This window comes from Janibacter anophelis NBRC 107843, assembly GCF_001570945.1.
Classification (GTDB): domain Bacteria; phylum Actinomycetota; class Actinomycetes; order Actinomycetales; family Dermatophilaceae; genus Janibacter; species Janibacter anophelis.
This window is the reverse complement of sequence record NZ_BCSQ01000055.1, coordinates 1-21612: the sequence shown is the minus strand read 5'-3', so window position 1 is coordinate 21612 and position 21612 is coordinate 1. Positions and strand designations below refer to the sequence as shown.

The following is a 21612-nucleotide window of genomic DNA, read 5'->3' as shown; positions in this document are numbered from 1 at the left end:
GGGGCGGGCGGTCACCCAGGTTCTGGGGCAGAGGGATGAGGACCTGCGGCCTGGTGACGAGGACCCCGCCGGTGGGGAGCGCCAGGTGCTGGTCGAGGCGGATGAGTACGGCCTGACGATCTATCCGCAGGCGATCAGCGGGGACACCGGCGTGTGGGATGTCCCAGCGCACCCTGATCTGCGCGAGTTGCCGCGACAGGCCTCCCTCGCGGACGTGGGTCAGGCCGTGTCGTTGGTGGCCGATGAGCAGACCGAGTGGGGCTGACGCGCCCACGATTCGATCCGATAGCCCTACGCTGACGCATTTTGCTCGCCTGGATCAGGGTTGACGACAGTTGAACGGGCAAGGCCGCGATCATCTTCGCCGCGACCCCGATGGAGCACGGTGGTGGTTGGCCCGCGATGGTGCGGGCCAACCCACGCTGTGCCGCTGGTCAGGCTGCGGCACCGACCGCCGAGCCGGCGTTCATCTTGACGTTGGTGGCTGCACGCTCGGCGGCGTACTGACTGGAGAACGACTCGCCGGAGGCGGCCACCTTGTCGGAGCCGCACCACGTCAGTCCTCCGGGCGCGCGAGGGTGAACCCCTTCGGCCATCTCCCTGTACCGGCGCAGTGGCACGCTGCCGGTAGCTGACGGTCTCGAGCTCTTCCAACCCTCGAGGACGACCCCGCCATCACACGAGAGGCAGCCGCATGAGTGAGGCTGTGGCCGAGTCGCACTTTCCCGTAGGGGCCTCCTCCTTACTCGTGGTCTTCGAAGGTACCGATGGCAGTGGCAAGAGCACCGCCGCCCGGGCATTCGTCCGCCACCTCGTCGACACCGGCGTTCCTGCGCACCTGCACCCAAACCGCAGCTACCGGCCTATCCGGGAAGCTCTCGACCGCGTCGCCAGAGAGGAGGGACTGAGGGACCGCCACGAGCTTTTCGGCAGCGACGCCTCCTATCTCATGGCGAGTGCGACAAAGTGGCGGGAGCTACTCACCATGACGCCGCGCCTGACCGAACCTGGCCACGTCGTTGTCGTCGACCGCTACATTTGGTCCCATCTCGCGCTCGCCCAGGTCTGGGGGGCGAGCAACGGGAACCTGGTCCGCCGAATGTTTGAGGAACTACCGCGTCCGGACGTTACCTTCCTACTTGACCTCGACCCTGAAACTGCGGCTGCACGAGTACGCAGCCGCGGTGAGGACATCAACGACATAGCCTTCCTGGCGAGATTCCGCGTAGCGTTTCACGCACTACCCGAGGCGAAGGATTTCTTCGTTATCGATGCTGCACCGTCGGCGTCGTTCGTCGCCGACGAGGTGGTGCGTCGCTTCCGGGAGTTTTGCTTAACAGGTGCGGAGGGTGGGATTACACGGTGAGCAAGATGGCGACAAGCACCTTCTACGAGGAGTTGCGTCCGGGGTATCCCGACTCGATCGCTACTGCGGTCACGGCGCGACTCGGCAGGCGCCCCGGCAACGCTGTCGAGATCGGCTCGGGAACCGGAAAGGCCACCCGGGTCATCGCACCTGCCACCCGAGGACTCGTATGCGTCGAACCCTCGCCCGACATGGCGCGCGAACTGACCCAACGCGTGCCACATATCACAGTCGTGGAGGCCTCCTGGGAGGAGTGGGCGAGCACAGGACCCGGGACGTTCGAACTCGTGTTCGGCGCCATGGTATGGCACCTACTGCCCACCCAACGTAGCGAGATCGCGGCCAGGTTGCTCACACCAGACGGGATTCTGGCCCTCGTTGGCCGGGTCAACCGGGTGGATGACTCCTCACTCGAGGATCGGATCAACGACGTATTCCGGTCCGTGAATTACCCCCAAGGGCCACGACACAACGACTGGATCGCGGACGACCTGCGCGGCAGCGGTTACTTCGGACCGATCACCGACAGCCGTCACGACGTCACACAGGAATTGTCCACGAGTGACTTCTGCCGCCTGGTCACAACCTTCTCACCGTACCGGGGCCTCGACCCCGAAGGACGACGGGTGCTACTCGACCGACTCGCCGAGACCGTCGACGAAGCTGGTGGGAGCGTGCCGATCACTTGGATCACCACCCTGTTCCTTGCGGGTTTGTCCACTCCGTCGTCGTATCCTGGCCAGGTCTGAGATGACGAGAGTGCGGGGCGACTGTGACGTGCTTTGTCATCGGCTCGGGTATTCATGGTGCGGCGATTGCTTACCACCTAGCAGTCGATCATGGCCTCCGAGTGGTCGTCGTAGACTCGGGACGACCACTCGCGGCGACACCGCAGTCGGTGGCCGTCGTCCATGGCTTCTACCCCGAGCACGACCGCTCGCGACTCGCGACGCTCGGCCTCCGGCAGATCGACGAGATGAACCGCCTCCTCGACACTGACATCGGTCTACGCAAAGTCGGCGTGATCCACCTACTCGACGATCAACACCTAACGATCGCCCGGGACCGAGCTCGGACCGAGACAAGACTCCGACTACTGACTCGGGACGACATCGACCGCCTGCTCGGATGTGACCAGACAGATATCGCCGGTGCGCTACTCGAACGAGACGCTGGCTACGTTGACCCTGTCGCCCTGACCTCGGCTTACCTGTCCGCCGCGCAGGTCAACGGTGTCGAACGGCGACATGAGGATGTCCTATCGCTACTACGCGCTGACGGTCGTATCGTTGGGGCACGGACCACGGCAGGCGAACTGTATGCCGACACCGTCGTGCTCGCGGCCGGCGCGGACTCCGGTCCCCTACTCGCCACGGCCGACATTCAACTCCCCACCAATATTCGACGCGTCCAGGTGCTCCGATTGCGGGCAGAACGCCCCCCGTCGGACCCTCATCCCGTCGTCCTCGACACGGTCTGAGTGGATGGGTAAGCCCCCGCGGGCACAGCATCCTCGCCGGCGTCGAGTTTGCCCCACCGGTGGAGCATCACAAGAACTCACCACCGGAGCCATGGTTCGTCGATATCTGCCGGAACTCGGTTCGCAGACGATATCCCCAATGGGGTCAAGTCGAGGTCGTCGGTGGGTGGACCGCCCCGATCAGCTCGGGTCCGTCAGCCCGCCTAGTCGTCGACACGTTCGCAGGTGTCGAAAGCCAAGCTCGTCATCACCGCGATCACCCGCTCGGGCATCTCCCAGGCCGAGGCCGCCCGCCGGTACGACATTTCACAAGCCACGGTCTCGCGGTGGATGAAGCGCTACCGAGCCGAAGGCGAAGCCGCGTTCGAGCCACGCTCACGCCGGCCCCACCACAACCCCGCAGCGACCCCTACGGTCGTGGTGCAGGCCGTTCTGGCCGAGCGTGACCGACTCGTGGCGACCGGGCACGACGCCGGCCCCGACACCATCCGGTGGCACCTCCAACAAGCCGGGGCCCCTGCCCCGTCCCGGGCCACGATCGCCCGGATCCTCACCGCGAACGGGCGAGTACGTCCCGAACCGAAGAAGAAACCCAAGAGCGCCTACATCCGCTTCGAAGCCGAGCAACCCAACGAAACCTGGCAGTTCGACTACACCCACTACCCCCTCATCGACGACACCGACACCGAGATCATCACCTGGCTCGATGACCACTCCCGATACCTGCTGCACCTGTCGGCCCACCCCCGGATCACCGGCCCGATCGTGCTCACGACCTTCACCGCCACGATCGATGAATACGGCAGCCCCGCAAGCACGTTGACCGACAACGGGATGGTCTACACCGTCCGGCACTCCGCGACCGGAGTCCGTGGGGGACGCAACGCGTTCGAGCGGTACCTGGCCGACCACAACATCACCCAGAAGAACGGGCGCGGCAGCCACCCCCAAACCCAAGGCAAGGTCGAACGCTTCCAACAAACCCTCAAGAACTGGCTCCGGCGCCAACCCGTCCAGCCGGCCACGATCCAGGCCCTGCAAGACCTCCTCGACCAATTCCGGCACGAGTACAACCACGACCGACCCCACCGAGCACTGGACCGGCGCACCCCGGCCGCGGCCTACGCCGCACGACCCAAAGCAGCCCCCGCCAGTGAACCCGCGGACCGAACCCACAACCGCGTCCGCCACGACAAGGTCAGCGAAGGGACCGTCACCCTGCGGCACGCCAGCCGACTACACCACATCGGCATCGGCCGAGCCTGGAACGGCCACCGCGTGATCCTGCTCGTCCAAGACCTACAGATCACCGTCGTCCACGCCGTCACCGGCCAACTCCTACGCGACCTCACCCTCGACACCAGCCGCGACTACCAACCCCAAAAACACCAAGGCCCGAACCCTCACTGAGGGTTCGGGCCTTGCAGATGTCGTGAGACATCACAGTGTGCGCGAGGGGGGATTTGAACCCCCACGCCCTTTCGGACACTGGCACCTGAAGCCAGCGCGTCTGCCGTTCCGCCACTCGCGCATGAGTGGTGCCTGACCGCCGACCGGCGGGCAAGCCGTCTCATTGTGCCTCATGATGCGGGCGATCCCCAAAGCGAGACCATGCACGGACGTCGCCGGGGTCTCGAGGCTCGCGCCCGGGGGCGCTCACACCTCGACCCGCGAGAAGCGAACGGTCATCCCCCTTCGCTCACCGCGACGTGCTGCTGGGCGAGGCGACGCAGGGCGGAGAGCACGGCGTCCACGAGGACGGTCCCGAGGACGACCTGACGCACCGCCTGGGCCGGGTCCTGCGGGACGGAGCCGACGTCGACGTGCGCGATGTCGATCGAGGCCGCGGCGTAGGCGGACATGCGCTCCTCGTCGAGACTGAGCCCCGCGGCGTCGCACGCCTCCCAGGCCCGGTCGAGCTCGTCGATGATCGGGTCCTCGGGATGGACCTGCCACCCCATGTCGGCCAGCCACGCCCGCGCCCGGGAGCTGCCGACCATCTCGCCCGCCGGCGGCACGTCGGCGACGAAGTCCTCCCCGAGCAGCGCCCGCTGCGCTGCGCCCATGACGTCGGTGCGGGACAGGCCCTGCTGCGAGATCGCCTCCAGGACGGCCTTCGTCGTCATCAGGGTCAGCCCGCCGACGCCCGTCAGGGCACGGATGAGACGCACTCGCTCGACGTGCTCGTCCCCGTACGACGCGCTCGTGCGGGTCAACGCCTCGCCGGGCGGGAGCAGGCCCTCACGCAGGTAGTACTTCAGCGTCGGGACGGACACCTCGGTCGCAGCGGACAGCTCGGAGATCTTCATGGCTTCACCTCTTGCGCTGGACAGTACCGCTACCCAATACTGGATATCGACACTATCCAACACGCGTCAGGGAGACACCATGCGACACGAGACCCACGCCCACGAGGACGACGTCGTCGTCTTCAACATCGGGATGACCATCCGGCGCAAGCACCGCATCGACCTGTGGGGGCCGGTCTTCACGGCCATGCCGGCGATGATCGCCGAGCTGAGCCGCAACCGCGCGGCCGCCGACCGCGGGGAGGCGGAGGACCTCGGGTTCCTCGGCGCCTACACGCTCATGGGCCGCCACGGACCCTGGGTCGTGCAGTACTGGCGCAGCACCGAGCAGCTCTACCGCTACGCCTCGTCGGCCGACGCCAAGCACCTCCCGGCGTGGAAGCGGTTCAACGCCGTGGCCCGCAAGCACCCGGAGGCCGTGGGCATCTGGCACGAGACCTTCGCCGTGCCGGCCACCGGGATCGAGACGCTCTACGGCAACGGCGCGCGCATCGGCCTCGGCGCCCTGACCGGCACGGTCGAGGCGACCCGACGCGGCCGGGGTGCCCGCGAGCGCCTGGGCTCGCGCGCGGCCTGAGCCCACCCCCTTCGCCCGCATTGCCTTGGGCAATGCAGAGTCAGGCGGCGCGCTGCTCGTCGACGCCGCGGGCCGCCTCGAGGAGCAGGGCGATGGCCCGCTGCGCGGCCGGGTTGCCCTCCGACGACGCCCGCAGCAGGGCGACGACCCGCCGACGCGGCGCGGGGTCGGTGAGGTCGAGGGAGACGGTGCCGGCGGGCGCGCGCAGGGTCGCCAGCCTCGGCAGCACGCACACCCCGACGCCGGCCGCGGCGAAGGCGATCGCCGTGTGGTGTTCGTCGGACCGGGCGACGTAGTTGGGCACGACACCGGCCGCGGCCGCCGCCCGGCCGATGATGCGCGTGCACATGCTCTCGACGCGGTCGTCGCGGATCCACACCTCGCCCTCGAGATCGGCCAGGCCGATCTGGCCACGGTCGGCGAGCGGGTGGTCGGCCGGCACGATGCAGACATAGCTCTCCTCGGCGAGCACCCGGCGACACCACCCCTCGGGCACCGCCACCTCGTCGTCGGGATCCTCGACCCGGACGTCGATGTCGGCACCGCGGGCCGTGCCCAGCTCGTTGAGCACGAGGTCGATGGCGAGCGCCGGGAACTCCTCGCGCAGGCGGCGCACGACGGCCGGCAGCCACTCCTGCGCAGCGGAGGAAAAGGACGCGATCTCCAGCGAACCCGTGTGGCCGGCGCGCAGGTCGTCGACCATCCCGGTCAGTCGGGCGAGCTGGCTCATGACCTCCTCGGACTCGGAGGCGAGCAGCCGCCCCGTGGCGGTCGGCACGATGCCGCGGCCGGACTTCTCGAAAAGGGTCAGCCCCGTCTCCCGCTGGAGGGCGGTGATGTGCTGGCTGATCGTCGAGGGTGTGTAGCCCAGATGGCGCGCGGCGGCCTGCACCGAGCCGCTCGCGACGACGGCGCGGAAGACCTTGAGCCGGTTGACGTCGAGCATCCCACCACCATACGCCCGCACCGAACGGTTCATCGACAATCTTCGCTTGTCCTTCACGGACTCCGAGCGGAGAGTGGATGCATGAGCCGCTTCCGCTTCCCCCTCGACCCCACCGCCGCCCCCGACCGTGACGACGTCCGCCTCGCCACAGAGCTGCGGGCCATCGCCCAGGACGACACCCGCCGCCCGACCGCGCCGGCGGGCCCCTCCCTTCGCCAGCAGTCGCGGCCGCGTGCGTGGCTGCACCCGCTCACCTCCCTGCGCGCCCGCAAGGCGCATTGAGGTCGCCTGCCCTCGAGACGGTCGCTGCGCGACCTCCTCGGGCCACGTGCAGGACAGGTGACGGGTGGGCGAACTCGTCACCATCACAACGCCTCTCCCCGGCGCGGGTGCAGCGCACGCTCAGGGTCCGCCGTTAGGATCGCCGGACCCATGTCCGTGCTGACCGCTGCCCGAAGGGAGGAAGCGTGAGCCTCTTCGAACGCATGGAGCGCAAGCTCGAGCGCACCGTCAACGGCGTCTTCGCCCGCGCCTTCCGGGCCGAGGTCCAGCCCCTGGAGCTGGCGTCCGCGCTGCGCCGGGCGATGGACGACCGGGCCACAATGCTCGGTCGCGGCCGCACGATCGTGCCCAACCTCTTCACCGTCGAGCTGGCGCCGAGCGACTACGAGCGGCTCACCGAGTTCGACGAGGAGCTCGAGGACGAGCTCGTCGCCGCCGCCGAGGAGCACGCCGACTCGCAGCGCTACCAGCCCGGGGGTCCGATCCAGGTCCTCTTCCACCAGGACGACGAGCTCGAGACCGGCGTCTTCCGCGTGCGCCCCGCCACTGCGCGCCAGCGGGTCGAGCGGGTCGACCAGGTGCGGGCCCACGCCGACGAGCAGTCGGGCGCCGACGACGGCTACGACGAGTACTCCGGGGGCTGGGAGCTCGCGGACGAGGCGTACGACGAGCCGGCACCCGCGCCGGCCCCGGCCGCGGCTCCCGAGCGGACCGTCCCCCGACCGTCGCGCCACGACCCCGCCGACGACACCCCCACGGCGGTCCACCGGCCGGCCCCTCCCCGCGCGGCTCCGCAGACGATGTCGGTGCACGACCGTCCGTGGCTGGAGGTCGACGGCGAGCGCTATCCCCTCATCGCCGCGATGACCGTGCTCGGCCGCGACGAGAGCGCGGATGTCGTGCTCAACGACCCCGGCATCTCCCGGCGGCACTGCGAGGTGCGCGTGACCCACGACGGGCCCCACCTGGTCAGCCACCTGCGCGACCTGCGCTCGACCAACGGCACCTTCGTCAACGGCGAGCCCACCGACGCGGTGCGCCTGAGCGACGGCGACCGCATCACCGTGGGCCGCACCCACGCCATCTTCCACGCCGGCCGGCGCTGACCGGTCCACCGACGACAGGAGCACCCGAGTTGAGCGAGCTGACGGTCACCGTGCTGCGCCTCGGGCTGCTCGTGCTCCTGTGGGTCTTCGTCCTGTCGATCGCCTCGGTGCTGCGCACCGACCTCTTCGGCACCCGCGTGGTCAACCGGCGCCCGGCCCCGGCCAAGAAGTCCGGCCGCTCCCGCCGGGCCACCACCCCCGAGCCGAGCACCCCACGGCCGCAGCGCAACCCGCGCGTGCCCACCCAGATCGTGCTCACCACCGGACCGCTCACCGGCACCTCGCTGCCGTTGCGCGACTCGGGCGTGCTCATCGGCCGCAACCCCGAGTGCACCCTCGTCCTCGACGACGAGTTCGCCTCGGGGCGCCACGCGCGCATCCTCCGGGCCGAGGACGGCTGGTACGTCGAGGACCTCGGGTCGACCAACGGCACCTTCGTCGGGCAGTACCGCGTCGGTGACCCCGTGCCGGTCGAGACCGGCACCTCGATCCGCATCGGGCGCACCGTCATCGAGCTGAGGAGCTGACGGTGGCGCTGACCTTCCACTTCGCGGCACGCTCCGATGTCGGTCTCGTCCGCAAGGACAACCAGGACTCGGGCTACGCCGGGCCCCACCTGCTCGTCGTCGCCGACGGCATGGGCGGCCACGCAGGCGGTGACATCGCCTCGGCGACCGCCATCACCGAGCTCGTCGAGATCGACCACGACTCCCTCACCGCGGCCGAGGCGTCCACGCAGCTGAGCCGGGCGATCACCTCGGCCAACGAGGAGATCGCGCGCACCTTCGCCGACAACCCCGAGCTCGAGGGCATGGGCACGACGGTCACCGCGCTCATGCGGGCCCGCAACAAGCTGATCCTCGCCCACATCGGCGACTCCCGCGCCTACCTCCTGCGCGACGGGCGGCTGGCGCAGGTGACCAAGGACCACTCCTTCGTCCAGACCCTCATCGACGAGGGCCGGATCACGGAGGAGGAGGCGAGCACCCACCCGCAGCGCTCCGTCGTCACCCGGGTGCTGACCGGCGCAGCTGACGACGAGCCCGATGTCGGCGCCCGTGAGGCTCGCCAGGGCGATCGCTACATGCTCTGCTCCGACGGCCTGTCCGGTTTCGTCGCCCTCGACACGATCGAGGAGATCCTCACCGGCGGCACCCCGCCCGGGCGCGCTGCGGACGACCTCGTCTCCCTCGCCATGCGCGCCGGTGCTCCCGACAACGTCACGGTCGTCGTCGCCGACGTCGTCGAGGCCCGCACCGCCCCCTCCACGCAGCCCCAGGTCGTGGGCTCCGCCGCGCTGCGGCGCCCCGCCAAGCGGGTCGACAACTCGCCCGCCGCCCGCGCCGCGGCCCTCACCGCCACGGACGATGACGAAGGGGTGGAGCTGGACGAGGAGGGCTCCTCCAGTCGTGGAGGGCGCTGGTTGCGTCGTCTCGGCGGCCTCGTCATCACCCTGCTCCTCGTCGGCGCCGTCGCCTACGCCGGCTACGCCTGGACCCAGCAGCAGTACTACGTGGGAGCGCAGGACGGGCGGGTGACGGTCTACCGCGGAGTTGCCCAGGACCTCGGCCCGATCACGCTGCACTCCGTCGTCGACGAGACCGACATCGAGATGTCCGAGCTGCCGTCGTTCTACCGCGAGGAGGTCGCGGCGACGATCTCGGTCGACTCACGGGAGGCCGCCGACCAGCGGGTCGAGAGCCTGCGCGCCGCCGCCGACAAGTGCGGCCAGCTGCGCGCCACCGGGGAGCCCTGCGGTCGATGAGTCGGGCGATCACCACCATCACCCCCGCGCGTGGACGCAATGTCGAGCTGGTCCTCACGGCGCTGGCCATCGGCGTCGTCATCCTCGCGTACGTCAACGTGTCCGTCGCCGAGTCCGGAGCGATCCCGCCGGACCTGCTCGCGCACACCGGCATCCTCGCCGCGATCGCGCTCGGCGTGCACCTCGTGCTGCGCTGGCGCGCCTCCTTCGCCGACCCGATCATCCTGCCGATCGTCACCCTGCTCAACGGCATCGGCCTGGTGATGATCCACCGGCTCGACCTGGCCGCCGGACGCGACTTCTCGGAGGGGCTGGCGCTGCGGCAGCTGATCTGGACGGGGCTGGGCGTCGCCATCGCCCTCGCGGTGCTCGTCGCCCTGCGCGACCATCGGGTGCTGCGCCGGTACACGTACACGGCCGGACTGGCCGCCCTGCTCTTCATCGCCCTGCCGCTCACCCCCTTCGGCCACTCCGTGTACGGCGCGAAGATCTGGATCAAGATCGGCGCCTTCACCTTCCAGCCCGCCGAGGTCGCCAAGATCCTGCTCGCGATCTTCTTCGCCGGCTACCTCGTGCAGACCCGCGACATGCTCGCCCTGGCCGGCCGCAAGTTCCTCGGCATCACCTTCCCCCGCGCCCGCGACCTCGGCCCGCTGGTCATCGCCTGGCTGGCCGCCGCGCTCGTCCTCGTGCTGGAGAACGACTTCGGGACGACGCTGCTGATCTTCGGGCTCTTCGTCGCCATGCTCTATGTCGCGACCGAGCGGGTCTCGTGGATCGTGCTCGGTCTGACGATGGCCGCCGCCGGAGCCGTGATCGTCCACCAGTTCGCCTCTCACGTGCAGACCCGCGTCCTGTGCTGGACCGACACCTTCTCCGAGGAGGGCATGCAGCAGTGCGGCCAGCTGGCCACCGGGATCATGGGCATGGCCGCGGGCGGGGTCTCGGGCACCGGCCTGGGCCGCGGTCGACCGTGGCTGACGCCGCTGCCGGAGTCGGACTTCATCTTCACCAGCATCGGTGAGGAGCTCGGGCTCATCGGCGTCTTCGCGATCATCATGCTCTACGCGCTGCTCGTCGAGCGCGGGCTGCGCTCGGCCATCGGCCTGCGCGACGGCTTCGGCAAGCTGCTGGCCACCGGCCTGACCTTCGTCCTGGCCATCCAGGTCTTCGTCGTCATCGGGGGCGTCACCCGCGTCATCCCGCTCACCGGACTGACCCTCCCCTTCGTCGCCTACGGAGGCTCGTCCCTGCTCACCAACTGGACCCTCATCGCCATCCTCCTGCGCATCAGCGACCACGCGCGCCGCCCCGAGCCAGAGTTCGACCCCGCCTCGATGGACGCGCCGACCCAGGTGGTGAAGGCCCGGTGAACCAGCCGATCCGACGCCTGTCCACGCTCGTCGCGCTGCTCTTCGTGCTGCTCCTCGGGTCGAGCACGTGGATCCAGGTCCTCGGCGCCAAGGACATCAACGACCGCCCGGGCAACCGGCGCACCCAGCTCGAGAGCTATGCCCGCGAGCGCGGGCAGATCCTCGTCGGCGGTCGACCGATCGCCAGCTCCACGCCGACCGACGACGACCTGCAGTGGCAGCGCGAGTACAGCAACCCCGAGCTCTACAGCCACGTCACCGGGTACAACTCCTTCACCTACGGCCCCGGCGGTGGCATCGAGTACGCCGCCGACGGCCTGCTGTCCGGCCGTGACGACCAGCTCTTCTACGACCGGCTCACCGGCACGATCGCCGGTCGGGAGCCGAAGGGGGCCAGCCTCGAGCTGACGATCAACCCCGCCGTGCAGAAGGCGGCCGCCGAGGCCCTCGGCGACCAGCGCGGCGCCGTCGTCGCCCTCGACCCGCGCACCGGGGAGATCCTCGCGATGGTCTCCCACCCCGACTACGACCCGACGCCGCTCGTCAGCCACGACGCGTCGAAGGAGAAGCAGGCCTGGGACTCGCTCAACAGCGACCCGGCCCGGCCCCTGGTCAACCGTGCCATCTCCGGCAACCTCTACCCCCCGGGCTCGGTCCACAAGATCGTCACCGCCGCTGCCGCCATCGAGGACGGCCAGTGGGACGAGGACTCGACGATCCCCGGCCCGGCCGTGCTCGACCTGCCGCAGACCGAGGTCGGTCTGCCCAACTCCCACCCCGGTGCCTGCGGGCCGAACGACGAGGTCTCCCTCGCGGTCGCGATGCAGGACTCGTGCAACACCGCCTTCGGCTGGCTCGGCATGGAGCTCGGGGGCGACGCGATGCGCGAGCAGGCGTCGAAGTTCGGCTTCGGCGAGGAGCTCGACGTCCCCATGCAGGTCACGCCCTCCACGCTGCCCGAGGAGATGAGCCCGGCCCAGGAGGCCCAGGTCGGCATCGGCCAGTACGACGTGCGGGTCACGCCGCTGCAGGTCGCCATGGTCTCCGCCGCCGTCGCCAACGACGGCGTCGTCATGAAGCCGCACCTGGTGCAGTCCGTCCTCGGCTCCGACCTGTCGACGCTCAGCGAGACCAAGCCCGAGCAGCTGTCCACGGCCATGGAGCCGGAGACCTCCGACCAGCTGACGAGCATGATGGAGCTCGTCGTCGAGCAGGGCACCGGCACCCAGGCCGCCGTGCCGGGCACGAGCGTCGCCGGCAAGACCGGCACGGCCGAGCACGAGGAGGGCAAGGCCCCCCACGCGTGGTTCACCGGCTTCGCCCCCGCCGACAACCCCCAGATCGCCGTCGCGGTCGTCGTCGAGGACGGCGGTCGGGCCGGCAACGAGGCCTACGGCGGCTCGGTCGCCGGTCCGATCAGCGCCGCCGTGATGGAGGCGGCCCTGAAATGACCGACGCGACCCAGCAGCCCACTTTCACCCCCGAGCCCAGGGAGACACGATGAGCACAGCGGCACCCCGCCTGCTCGGCGGACGCTACGAGGTCGGCGAGCTCATCGGTCGCGGCGGCATGGCCGAGGTCCACCTCGGCCACGACACCCGACTGGGGCGTCCCGTGGCCATCAAGATCCTGCGCACCGACCACGCCCGGGACGCGGCCTTCCTCGCCCGATTCCGCCGCGAGGCACAGTCGGTCGCCGGGCTCAACCACCGCTCGATCGTCGCCGTCTACGACTCGGGGGAGGAGCGCATCCTCGAGGCCGGCGGTGCCGCCCTGGAGATCCCGTACATCGTCATGGAGTACGTCGAGGGCCACACGCTGCGCGAGCTGCTCAACGACTCCGAGACCGGGACCATCGAGCCGGTCGAGGCCGCCCGGATCGTCCAGCAGGTCCTCGAGGCGCTCGACTACAGCCACGACATGGGCATCGTCCACCGCGACATCAAGCCGGGCAACGTCATGATCGCCGAGGACGGCAGCGTCAAGGTCATGGACTTCGGCATCGCCCGCGCGGTCGCCGACACCCAGGCGACGATGACCCAGACCCAGGCCGTCATCGGCACGGCCCAGTACATCTCGCCCGAGCAGGCCCGGGGCGAGACGGTCGACAACCGCAGCGACGTGTACTCCAGCGGCTGCCTGCTCTTCGAGCTGCTCACCGGGCGCACGCCCTACACCGGCGAGCCCATCTCGCTGACCTACCAGCACGTCAACGCCGACATCCCCCTGCCCTCGAGCGTCGAGCCGACGGTCCCGCCCGAGCTCGACGCGATCGTCCACCACGCCCTGACCAAGGACCGCGACGAGCGTTACCCCGACGCGCGCTCGATGGCCGAGGACCTCGGAGCCTTCCGCGGCGGCATGCCGATCAGCCCGGTGGCGACCGAACGCCTCGACGCCGCGACCCAGACCTTCCCGGTCGCCGCCGTGCGCACCGACGAGCCGGGCCCGCGCACCGACCCCGACACCGCCTCCATGCCGCTGACCCAGCGGCGGCGCCGCAGTGGTGGACTCGGGTGGCTCATGGCCGCGCTGCTGCTCATCCCCATCGCGTTGCTCGGGTGGTTCGCCTGGGACGCGAGTCAAGGCGAGGAGGTCGTGCAGGTGACCGTGCCGCGGGTCGTCGGCAGCGACGAGGACGCCGCGATCGCCAAGCTGCAGGAGGTCGGCCTCGACGCCGACGTCGACACGGTGGCCGACGACGCCCCGGTCGGCCAGGTCATCAGCCAGAACCCCACCGAGGGCACCAGCGTGCCCGAGGGCGAGACGGTCGGCCTGCGGGTCTCCGGTGGCCCGGACGAAGTGGGAGTGCCGAGCGTCGTCGGCATGAGCCGGGGCGAGGCCACGCGCGCGCTCGAGGAGGTCGGCCTGGAGGTCGGCACGGTGACCAAGGAGGACAGTCCCGACCAGGACGGCAACCACGTCATCAGCTCCAGCCCCGGTCCCGCCGAGCCGGTGGCGAAGGGGAGCAAGGTCGACCTGGTGATCGCCTCCGGACAGGTGCAGCTGAAGGATTACACCGGCCAGAGCGTCGACGAGGTGCGCAGCGAGATCTACGGCCTCGGCCTGCAGATCAAGGAGACGAGCCGCGAGTCCTCCGAGGAGGAGGAGGGCACGATCCTCGAGCAGACCCCCGGCGCGGGCAAGGTCAAGCAGGGCCGCACGGTCAACCTCGTCGTCGCCAAGGCTCCGCCCGAGCCTCCGGGCACGGTCACCACGACGGTCAGCCCGACGAGCGAGCCCACCGAGCCGACCGACACCACGTCGACGACCGAGCCGGAGCCGACAACGACCGGGAGCCCGTCCGGGTCGCCGTCCTCGTCACCCACGGAGCCGCGCAGCACGCGCTCCACGGAGAGCACGACGCAGTCGCCGGCCAGCCCCTGACGCGACCGGGCACGATCACGGGGGTCACCCCCTTCGTCCGGCCCGGTGGCGTTGAGGTCACCTGGTGGCGTTGATGCCACGTGGTGGCCCGGAGAGGGGCCACCGGGTGGCACCAACGCACCCGGGCTCATGGCCGCGGGGTCAGTCCTCCTCGTCGCGGCCGCGCGCCCCGTCGAAGAAGACGTCGATCCGCTGGAACCCCTTGAGCCGCTGCGCCTCGGCGTGCCGTGAGTAGGCCCGCTGGTCGGCGCCGGTGAGCACGACCTGATCGGTGAAGGGGGTGAGCAGCGCCCGCGGCCACAGGTGCTCCTTGCGCACGACGTTGACCTCGACGCACAGCATGATGACGACCGACATCGTGTAGAGGAAGACGAGCAGACCCAGGACGAGGGCGAAGACCGAGTTGAGGTTGCTTGCCCTCTCGATGACCGTGCTGACGTAGACGGCGCCGACGGACTGCATCCCCTGCCAGGCCAGGGCCGCGAGCAGCGCCCCGGGCAGGACGTCGCGCAGGTCGAGCGGGCGGGTCGTCGAGATGATGAAGACGACGGCGAAGACGAGCGTGTTGAGCAGGATCGACGCGATGGTGATCGCCCAGCCCGCGTAGCCGCCGGAGACGAGCTGCTGCAGATAGGTCGTCAGGCCCGTGGTGATGACGACGGTGAGTCCGGCGACACCGAGCAGCAGGAGCCCGCGGGCCCGGCTGGCGAAGGGGTTGGGCCGGGAATTGCGCGGGATCATCCACGCGGTGTTGCTCGCGTACTGCAGCGCCTGCCCGACGCCGAGCCCGCCGTAGAGCGCCGCGAGACCACCGATGACCAGACCGATCGGGCCACCACCGAGGGTGCCGGTGGTCCGCAGCTCGTCCCCGACGATGGGGAACTCCGACAGCGCGGAGTCGAGGATCCGATCCTGCCACTCCGGCTGCCCCTGGAGGACGAAGCCGACGATCGTCGACAGCAGGAGCAGGGCGGGGAAGAGCGAGAGGAAGGAGTAGTAGGTGAGCAGGGCGCACAGGTACCCGCCGAAGTCGTCGAAGAACTTGTAGACGACCGCGATGGGGAAGCCGAGCAGCGGGGTGCGCCGCTGGACCCGGTCGATCGGGCCGATCGTCGGTTCGCCCACGGACTGCCCCTGCGTCACCCGGCGGCGACGGCGCGCGCGACGCCCTCGACGTCCCGCACGAGGGGCGACATGCCCGCGCTGCGCTCGACGGCACCACGGTCGCCGGTGATCTCGAGCCAGTTGGCCAGGATCCGGTGGCCGCCCTCGGTGAGGACCGACTCGGGATGGAACTGCACCCCGTGGAGCGGCAGGTCGCGATGGTGGGCGGCCATGATGACGCCGGACTCGGTGTGTCCGTTGGGCACGAGGGTCTCCGGCACGGTCGCCGGGTCGATCGTCAGGGAGTGGTAGCGCGTCGCGGTGAAGGGAGAGGCGAGGCCCGCGAGGACGCCGGTCTGGTCGTGCAGGACGCGGCTGGTCTTGCCGTGCAGCAGCTCGGGGGCACGGCCCACAGTCGCTCCGAGGACGACCCCGAGCGCCTGGTGCCCGAGGCAGACGCCGAGCATCGGCTGGGCCCGCTCGGCGCAGGCCTCGATCATCGCGGTCGAGACGCCGGCCTCCTCGGGGGTGCCGGGTCCGGGAGAGATGAGCACGCCGTCGAAGTCGGCGCCGTCGGCGGGGGTGATCGCGTCGTTGCGCACGACCGTCGTCTGCGCCCCCAGCTGCTGGAGGTAGCCGACGATCGTGAAGACGAAGCTGTCGTAGTTGTCGACGACGAGGATCTGGCTCACCGGGACAGTATGTCCTTCACTCGCCGCCGGGGAGAGGTCGGGCGTGCTCGAGGCTGGTGCGACCGGTGAAGGCGGGCAGCTCGGTCTCCTCGGCCGTCGTCACCTCGTAGCCCAGCCCGACGGCGTCGACGTACTGCCGGTAGATGTCGACCGCGGGGTCGTCCTCGAGGGCCTGCTGCAGCTGCTCGCGGTCGCCGATCGCGGTGATGGTGAAGGGTGGCGAGTACACGCGACCCTGGAGGATGAGGGTGTTGCCGACGCAGCGGACCGCGCTCGTGGAGATCACCCGCTGGTCCATGATCTGCATCGACTCGGCACCGCCGCGCCAGAGCGCGTTGACCACGCCCTGGACATCCTGCTGGTGGACGACGACGTCATCGACCGTGAAGCCCTCGGGGATCTCGTCGGCGTCGAGCTGGGCGTCGTCGAGGGTGACGGTCACCGACGGGCCGGCGACCGGGGTGAGCCCGGCATCGCGACCGTTGGCCTCGGTCTCACGGGAGATCTGCTGCAGCAGGCTGCTGCCGGGGGCAGCGTCTCGGGTCAGGCGGTCGACCTCACCTCGCAGGCTGTCGACCTGCTCGCCCGAGCGCTCGTTGTCGAGGGTGCGCTCCCGGATGAGATCTGGCAGCTCGACCGCCTCGCTGCGCAGGTCCGTCCCGCGGGCCGTCGTGCTCGAGGTGGCGAAGAGGAGCCCGGCGCCGAGCGCGATGACCGGCACGAGCGAGGACCATCGGCTCGGCCGGTGCGTCAGCCAGGTGCGCACCCGGCGCGCCAGGCCGCTCTCGTCCGCGGGTTCGGGCTCCTGCTCGCTCACGGGTCACACCCCCTTCGCTCGGTGGATCGGACTGTGGCATCTACGCTAGGCCACCAACCGCACATCCACGAAGGAGCACCCCGTGGCGAAGTCCGCCGACGACGCGCAGGAGATCACCGACACCGACGGTGGGACCGAGCGCGAGACCACGACCGAGGCCAAGGGCACCCGGGGCAAGGACGCCAAGGGCAAGGGCGCGTTGCGCCGCTCCGGCGATCCGCGCAAGCGCGCGGAGGCGCAGGCCGCGGACGACCAGGCCGAGGCCAAGGCCCGGCACAAGGTCAAGGCCCAGCGCATCGGCAACCCGGCGTGGTTCGTCCCGGTCATGCTCGGCCTCATGCTCATCGGCCTCGTGTGGGTCGTGACCTTCTACATCACCCAGGAGCAGTACCCGGTGCAAGCCTGGGGCCGGTGGAACCTCGGCATCGGCTTCGCCTTCATCCTCGCGGGCTTCGCCATGACGACCCGCTGGAAGTAGCCCCCCACCCGCACGCGTGAAGGGCCGGCGTCCTGTGGATGCCGGCCCTTCGTCATGCCCGGATGTGCACAACCCCCTGTGGAAAACCCCAGTTGTCCACAGGCTTGTGCACATCTGGGGACAAATGACACGCGTGTAACTCGGCTGGCGAGCAGCTGGCCGGGTGTCTGCGCGTCGGGTGTGGACTCAGGCGAAGGGGGTGAGCACCGGCCCAGAGGAGGTCGCGTACTTCGCCACGGCGAGCCCGATGACGACGACGAGCAGGCCACCGATCGCGGCCCAGGCCAGTGCCGGTCGACGCTGGTCGCGCGCGACGGTCAGGGCCAGGGCGAGCAGGCCACCGGCGACGAGACCACCGAGGTGGGCCTCCCACGCGACATTGGGGACGACGAAGCCGATGACGGCGTTGATGCCGATCGTGGCGACCATCGAGGAGCTGTCGCGGCCGAGGTGGCGGTTGAGGACGATGACGGCGGCGAAGAGCCCGAAGACCGCCCCGGACGCGCCGACGACGGGCACCCAGGCGCCCGGGTCCCGCGGGTCGACGGGCTGGAAGAGCAGCCAGGTCACCGAGCCGGCGAGCGCGCACACGAGGTACATCGCGAGGTAGCGGGCCCAGCCGAGCATCTGCTCGAGGTAACCGCCGACGAGCCACAGCGCCAGCATGTTGAAGAGGATGTGCATCGGCTGGTTCGGACTGTGCGCGAAGGCCGACGTGATGAGGCGCCACGGTTCGCTCGTGCCGAGGGCCGGCGCGAAGGCGACCTCCTGGAAGACGCGTGGGGAGAGCAGCTCACCGATCCAGACGAGCGCGCAGACCGCGATGATCCCCATCGTCAGGACGGGACGGTCAACACCGGCTCGGCCGCCGAAGACGGTGACCTGGCGGCGCTCCCCCTTCGCCTGCTCCCGCACGCAGTCCACGCACTGGACACCGACGGCGGCGCTGCGCTGGCACTCCGGGCAGACCGGGCGGCGGCAGCGCTGGCAGCGGATGTAGGAGACCCGGTCGGGGTGACGCGGGCAGGTGGGCACCTCGGTGGTGCCGGGGCCGCCGTCCGGCACCCGGCCGGACGGCGGCTGCGACATGCGGATCAGTCCTGGACGATCTCGACGGAGTCGATGACGACCGGCTCGACCGGCTTGTCCATCGCGCCGGTCGGGACCGCGGCGATCTTGTCGACGACCTCGCGGCTGGGGGCGTCGGAGACCTCACCGAAGATCGTGTGCTTGCCGTTGAGCCACGGGGTGGCGCCGACGGTCACGAAGAACTGGGAACCGTTGGTACCACGGCCTCCTCGCTTGCCGGCGTTGGCCATGGCGAGCAGATAGGGCTTGTCGAAGGCCAGGTCGGGGTGGATCTCGTCGTCGAACTCGTAGCCGGGTCCGCCGATGCCCTGACCCAGCGGGCAGCCGCCCTGGATCATGAAGCCGGAGATGACGCGGTGGAAGCCGAGGCCGTCGTAGAACTTCTGCGGGTTGGTCCGGCCCGCGTCGTCCTTGTACTCGCGCTCGCCGGTGGCGAGGCCGACGAAGTTGTCGACGGTCTTGGGGGCGTGGTTGGGGAACAGCTCGATGGAGATGTCGCCGTGGTTGGTGTGCAGGATCGCCTTCATGCGTTCCATCGTAGAGGGGCGAAGGGGGCCGCCTCCGTGGCGGGGCTCATCGGCCCCCCCCGGTTTCGCCTGTCGCCGATCCGGTGCAGGATGGGGGAGTACCCCCACGCTCGCAGGAGGAAGTGTGTTCCAGAAGAACAACAAGGTCGAGGGTGGACGCGTCCGCGCTCACGAGACCGCCGAAGCCGCATCGCTGAAGGTGCACGAGCTCATCGACAAGGCGGCCGAGCAGGCCGAGCACGGCTCCGAGAGGGCCCACGAGCTCAAGAGCTCGGCTGCCACGCAGGCCGCCGCAGCCCGTGAGAGCGCGGCTGCCCGGGCCACCGAGCTGCGCGAGCAGGCCGAGGAGGCCAAGAAGCAGGCGGCCAAGGACGCCAAGAAGGGCAAGAAGGACGCCCGCAAGAAGGTGCGCTCCGCCACGAAGCAGGCCCGCAAGCAGGGCAAGCAGGCCAGCAGCGACGTGCAGGACCTGCGCGACCACTTCGTCGACGACGTCCTGCCCAAGGTCGTCACCACGGCGTCCGGTCTGGCTGCGGCCGGTGCCGCCGCCGGCCGCAAGGCCGCCGACGAGGCCGCTGCGCGCGGGCCCGAGGTCGTCGCCGCGCTGCGGGACGAGCACGACGCCCAGGCCGCCTTCGCCGCCGCGAAGGGGGAGAAGCCGAAGAAGAAGCGTCGTGGCCTCAAGCTGCTGCTCCTCGCGCTCGTCGCCGGTGGCATCGCCGCCGTCGTCGCCAAGCAGAAGCAGGGCCCGAAGAAGGACCCGTGGGCCGTGCCCGCCGGTGACCCCTACAAGGCACCGACGACCGGTCGCGACTCGAGCGTCCCGACCCCGGCCCCGTCGACCGCGCCGGCTGCTGCCGGTGCCGCTGCTGCTGCCGCCCCGGCCGCCGCCGCGGGTGTCGCGCCTGCCGCGGAGGTCGCCGATGAGGCTCCCGTCTCCGACCCGCTGGCCGTCGACCCGGAGCCGAGCGAGGGCGCTGCCCCGGCCACGGAGACCGCCGAGGGCGGCGACGCCTGGAGCTCGGCGCGTGACTGGGCCGACAACTCCGCGGTCCCGTCCGTGACGGAGTCCTCCGAGGGCGCCGACCTGGCCCCCGACCACCTCGGCGGCGACCTGCCGGTCGAGGGTGACACCAAGGCCTGATCCAGGCACCACGACGAAGGGGGCCGGTTCCGCGCGATGCGGAGCCGGCCCCCTTCGAGGTTCGCGCCCGGGGGCTCTCACACCGGTTCCTGAGGCGCGAGTCCGCGAAGCGGGCGAGCCTCGAAGGGCCGGGCATCGCCTTTGGCCTAGTCGACGAGCTCTATCAGGTGTCCGTGGTCGAGGTACCACCGCACCGGGCGATCACCGACCACCATCGCGCCCCCACCCGGCTGACCGAACCACGGCGCAGCGGTGCCCTCCCGCGCGAAGGGCAGATGGTCCAGCACGCGGTACCGGTGGTACTCCCCGCCCGCCATGTCCGGCGGCTGCGAACGCATCGCGAACGGCGTCCCCAACGCAAACAGCTGCGACCCCGACTCGTGCCCCACCCGATCCAGCACATCACCCGGACCCAGGCCCGGGGCATCAGCGTGCCCCCGCTCCCGCGTCCGGCCCACGATCCCGGCACCCGTCGACCGCCCCCGCTCCACCAACAAGTCCGCATCGCCAGCCGGCTCCGTCGGACCACGCTGCTGCACCAGACGCTGCAGAACATCCGTGGCCAGCACAACGTCCTCGTACGAGTCATAGTGACGGAACCGGCCCAACGACATCCCACCGATGTGGTACTCGCCCTCCGACACCACCACCGCCCACCGACCCTCGTCAGGCATCTCATCCGGCTCACCCGCTGCAGACGGACTCCTGACCGAGACATCCGCCCACAGGCCCCTCTGGGACAGATTCCCGCGGAGGCGTTCCTTGAGCTGCCAACTCACCATGCCCTGCACGAAAGCACGCACGTCAGGGACGTGTCGCGTCGACATCAGCTGGCCACGACTCCACCCCGTGACCTCAACACTCCCGTCACCACGCTCTTCAACAAGGATCGTCCCATCGGTGTCCCGCACCGCCGGATCCCCTCGCCACCCGATGTGGTCCCAATCCCTCCCCGCCAGGCGGCGGTACTCGTGGAGTTCCTCCACAGTGTCCACGTCAACTGGTCGCATCCAGATTCCCCAACCACTCGTTCTTCACGGACGAGTCGATGTCTTTGCCGAACTTGTACTGCAGTGCGCCGCCCGGCTGTTCGAACCAAGGCTGAATTCGTCCTTCGGTGACCGACTCCGGGAGCGGTTTGTGACTGCTCGACCTAAAACAACTGCCCAG

Annotated in this window: 25 protein-coding genes and 1 tRNA gene; 15 read left to right on the top strand and 11 right to left on the bottom strand. The window is 70.0% G+C overall.

The window, feature by feature from the left end; all coding sequences use genetic code 11:
• Nucleotides 1-265: hypothetical protein (locus JAN01S_RS17205; RefSeq protein ID WP_169797234.1), on the top strand; the 265-nt coding region annotated here is incomplete at its 5' end.
• Nucleotides 266-434: 169 nt separating this feature from the next.
• Here JAN01S_RS17205 and JAN01S_RS16950 read toward each other — a convergent pair.
• Nucleotides 435-596 (bottom strand): hypothetical protein, encoded by a 162-nt coding sequence (locus JAN01S_RS16950; RefSeq protein ID WP_157075750.1) that lies wholly within the window; start codon nucleotides 594-596, stop codon nucleotides 435-437.
• A 98-nt stretch (nucleotides 597-694) separates the two neighbouring features.
• Between JAN01S_RS16950 and tmk the strand changes: the two genes are divergently transcribed.
• From tmk to JAN01S_RS13345, 4 genes are all read left to right on the top strand, one after another.
• Nucleotides 695-1366, top strand: coding sequence for a dTMP kinase (tmk, locus tag JAN01S_RS13360; RefSeq protein WP_068319096.1), 672 nt, complete (start codon nucleotides 695-697; stop codon nucleotides 1364-1366).
• 5 nt (nucleotides 1367-1371) lie between these two features.
• Nucleotides 1372-2115, top strand: a complete 744-nt coding sequence (locus JAN01S_RS13355) for a class I SAM-dependent methyltransferase (protein ID WP_244884847.1) — start codon at nucleotides 1372-1374, stop codon at nucleotides 2113-2115.
• A 23-nt stretch (nucleotides 2116-2138) separates the two neighbouring features.
• Nucleotides 2139-2846, top strand: coding sequence for an NAD(P)/FAD-dependent oxidoreductase (locus JAN01S_RS13350; RefSeq protein ID WP_084360254.1), 708 nt, complete (start codon nucleotides 2139-2141; stop codon nucleotides 2844-2846).
• A gap of 225 nt (nucleotides 2847-3071) precedes the next feature.
• Nucleotides 3072-4256: an IS481 family transposase gene (locus tag JAN01S_RS13345; protein WP_068319092.1), complete on the top strand. Its 1185-nt coding sequence runs from the start codon at nucleotides 3072-3074 to the stop codon at nucleotides 4254-4256.
• Nucleotides 4257-4294: 38 nt separating this feature from the next.
• Here JAN01S_RS13345 and JAN01S_RS13340 read toward each other — a convergent pair.
• A tRNA-Leu gene (locus tag JAN01S_RS13340) sits at nucleotides 4295-4377 on the bottom strand.
• Between the two features lie 154 nt (nucleotides 4378-4531).
• Entirely contained in the window at nucleotides 4532-5155 is a 624-nt protein-coding gene (locus JAN01S_RS13335; protein WP_068319091.1) for a MerR family transcriptional regulator, read from the bottom strand.
• A 79-nt stretch (nucleotides 5156-5234) separates the two neighbouring features.
• On the opposite strand from JAN01S_RS13335, the gene JAN01S_RS13330 reads away from it, so the two are divergent.
• The gene (locus JAN01S_RS13330) at nucleotides 5235-5732 is read left to right on the top strand and encodes a DUF4188 domain-containing protein (RefSeq protein WP_068319090.1); all 498 of its coding nucleotides are present in this window, start codon (nucleotides 5235-5237) and stop codon (nucleotides 5730-5732) included.
• A gap of 40 nt (nucleotides 5733-5772) precedes the next feature.
• Here the strand turns inward: JAN01S_RS13330 and JAN01S_RS13325 are convergent, their stop codons facing one another.
• Nucleotides 5773-6678, bottom strand: a complete 906-nt coding sequence (locus tag JAN01S_RS13325; RefSeq protein ID WP_068319088.1) for a LysR family transcriptional regulator — start codon at nucleotides 6676-6678, stop codon at nucleotides 5773-5775.
• Between the two features lie 81 nt (nucleotides 6679-6759).
• On the opposite strand from JAN01S_RS13325, the gene JAN01S_RS17200 reads away from it, so the two are divergent.
• The 7 genes from JAN01S_RS17200 to pknB all read left to right on the top strand — a co-directional run bounded on the left by JAN01S_RS17200 (nucleotide 6760) and on the right by pknB (nucleotide 14591).
• The gene (locus tag JAN01S_RS17200; protein ID WP_068319086.1) at nucleotides 6760-6960 is read left to right on the top strand and encodes a hypothetical protein; all 201 of its coding nucleotides are present in this window, start codon (nucleotides 6760-6762) and stop codon (nucleotides 6958-6960) included.
• A 185-nt stretch (nucleotides 6961-7145) separates the two neighbouring features.
• Nucleotides 7146-8066, top strand: coding sequence for an FHA domain-containing protein (locus JAN01S_RS13315; RefSeq protein ID WP_068319083.1), 921 nt, complete (start codon nucleotides 7146-7148; stop codon nucleotides 8064-8066).
• Nucleotides 8067-8095: 29 nt separating this feature from the next.
• Complete coding sequence (locus JAN01S_RS13310) at nucleotides 8096-8593, top strand: FHA domain-containing protein FhaB/FipA (RefSeq protein WP_068319080.1); 498 nt, start codon at nucleotides 8096-8098, stop codon at nucleotides 8591-8593.
• A 2-nt stretch (nucleotides 8594-8595) separates the two neighbouring features.
• Entirely contained in the window at nucleotides 8596-9831 is a 1236-nt protein-coding gene (locus JAN01S_RS13305) for a Stp1/IreP family PP2C-type Ser/Thr phosphatase (protein WP_068319078.1), read from the top strand.
• Entirely contained in the window at nucleotides 9828-11204 is a 1377-nt protein-coding gene (locus tag JAN01S_RS13300; RefSeq protein ID WP_068319076.1) for an FtsW/RodA/SpoVE family cell cycle protein, read from the top strand. Before JAN01S_RS13305 ends, JAN01S_RS13300 begins: the two co-directional genes overlap by 4 nt.
• Nucleotides 11201-12655 carry a peptidoglycan D,D-transpeptidase FtsI family protein gene (locus JAN01S_RS13295; protein ID WP_068319074.1) on the top strand — a complete coding sequence of 485 codons (1455 nt, stop codon included), beginning with the start codon at nucleotides 11201-11203 and terminating at the stop codon, nucleotides 12653-12655. The genes JAN01S_RS13300 and JAN01S_RS13295 overlap by 4 nt, the downstream gene beginning before the upstream one ends.
• 49 nt (nucleotides 12656-12704) lie before the next feature.
• Nucleotides 12705-14591, top strand: a complete 1887-nt coding sequence (gene pknB / locus JAN01S_RS13290) for a Stk1 family PASTA domain-containing Ser/Thr kinase (protein ID WP_068319073.1) — start codon at nucleotides 12705-12707, stop codon at nucleotides 14589-14591.
• Nucleotides 14592-14732: 141 nt separating this feature from the next.
• Here pknB and JAN01S_RS13285 read toward each other — a convergent pair whose 3' ends face one another.
• From JAN01S_RS13285 to JAN01S_RS13275, 3 genes are read right to left on the bottom strand one after another with little or no spacing between them, the layout of a single operon-like run.
• Nucleotides 14733-15716, bottom strand: a complete 984-nt coding sequence (locus JAN01S_RS13285) for a YihY/virulence factor BrkB family protein (RefSeq protein WP_084360257.1) — start codon at nucleotides 15714-15716, stop codon at nucleotides 14733-14735.
• A gap of 14 nt (nucleotides 15717-15730) precedes the next feature.
• Nucleotides 15731-16387, bottom strand: coding sequence for an aminodeoxychorismate/anthranilate synthase component II (locus JAN01S_RS13280; protein ID WP_068319071.1), 657 nt, complete (start codon nucleotides 16385-16387; stop codon nucleotides 15731-15733).
• A 16-nt stretch (nucleotides 16388-16403) separates the two neighbouring features.
• Entirely contained in the window at nucleotides 16404-17204 is an 801-nt protein-coding gene (locus JAN01S_RS13275) for a DUF881 domain-containing protein (RefSeq protein ID WP_157075749.1), read from the bottom strand.
• An 82-nt stretch (nucleotides 17205-17286) separates the two neighbouring features.
• On the opposite strand from JAN01S_RS13275, the gene JAN01S_RS13270 reads away from it, so the two are divergent.
• Complete coding sequence (locus JAN01S_RS13270) at nucleotides 17287-17682, top strand: cell division protein CrgA (protein WP_240312322.1); 396 nt, start codon at nucleotides 17287-17289, stop codon at nucleotides 17680-17682.
• 186 nt (nucleotides 17683-17868) lie between these two features.
• On the opposite strand, the gene JAN01S_RS13265 is transcribed toward JAN01S_RS13270, so the two are convergent.
• Both JAN01S_RS13265 and JAN01S_RS13260 read right to left on the bottom strand, forming a co-directional pair.
• Nucleotides 17869-18771 carry a rhomboid family intramembrane serine protease gene (locus JAN01S_RS13265; protein ID WP_068319068.1) on the bottom strand — a complete coding sequence of 301 codons (903 nt, stop codon included), beginning with the start codon at nucleotides 18769-18771 and terminating at the stop codon, nucleotides 17869-17871.
• Nucleotides 18772-18776: 5 nt separating this feature from the next.
• Nucleotides 18777-19298 carry a peptidylprolyl isomerase gene (locus JAN01S_RS13260; protein WP_068319064.1) on the bottom strand — a complete coding sequence of 174 codons (522 nt, stop codon included), beginning with the start codon at nucleotides 19296-19298 and terminating at the stop codon, nucleotides 18777-18779.
• A gap of 124 nt (nucleotides 19299-19422) precedes the next feature.
• Between JAN01S_RS13260 and JAN01S_RS13255 the strand changes: the two genes are divergently transcribed.
• A complete protein-coding gene (locus JAN01S_RS13255) occupies nucleotides 19423-20442 on the top strand; it encodes a hypothetical protein (RefSeq protein WP_068319063.1) in 1020 nt (339 codons plus the stop codon).
• A 146-nt stretch (nucleotides 20443-20588) separates the two neighbouring features.
• On the opposite strand, the gene JAN01S_RS13250 is transcribed toward JAN01S_RS13255, so the two are convergent.
• Both JAN01S_RS13250 and JAN01S_RS17780 read right to left on the bottom strand, forming a co-directional pair.
• Nucleotides 20589-21437 (bottom strand): TNT domain-containing protein, encoded by an 849-nt coding sequence (locus tag JAN01S_RS13250; RefSeq protein ID WP_068319062.1) that lies wholly within the window; start codon nucleotides 21435-21437, stop codon nucleotides 20589-20591.
• A gap of 1 nt (nucleotide 21438) precedes the next feature.
• The gene (locus JAN01S_RS17780) at nucleotides 21439-21612 is read right to left on the bottom strand and encodes a glycohydrolase toxin TNT-related protein (RefSeq protein ID WP_084360250.1); all 174 of its coding nucleotides are present in this window, start codon (nucleotides 21610-21612) and stop codon (nucleotides 21439-21441) included.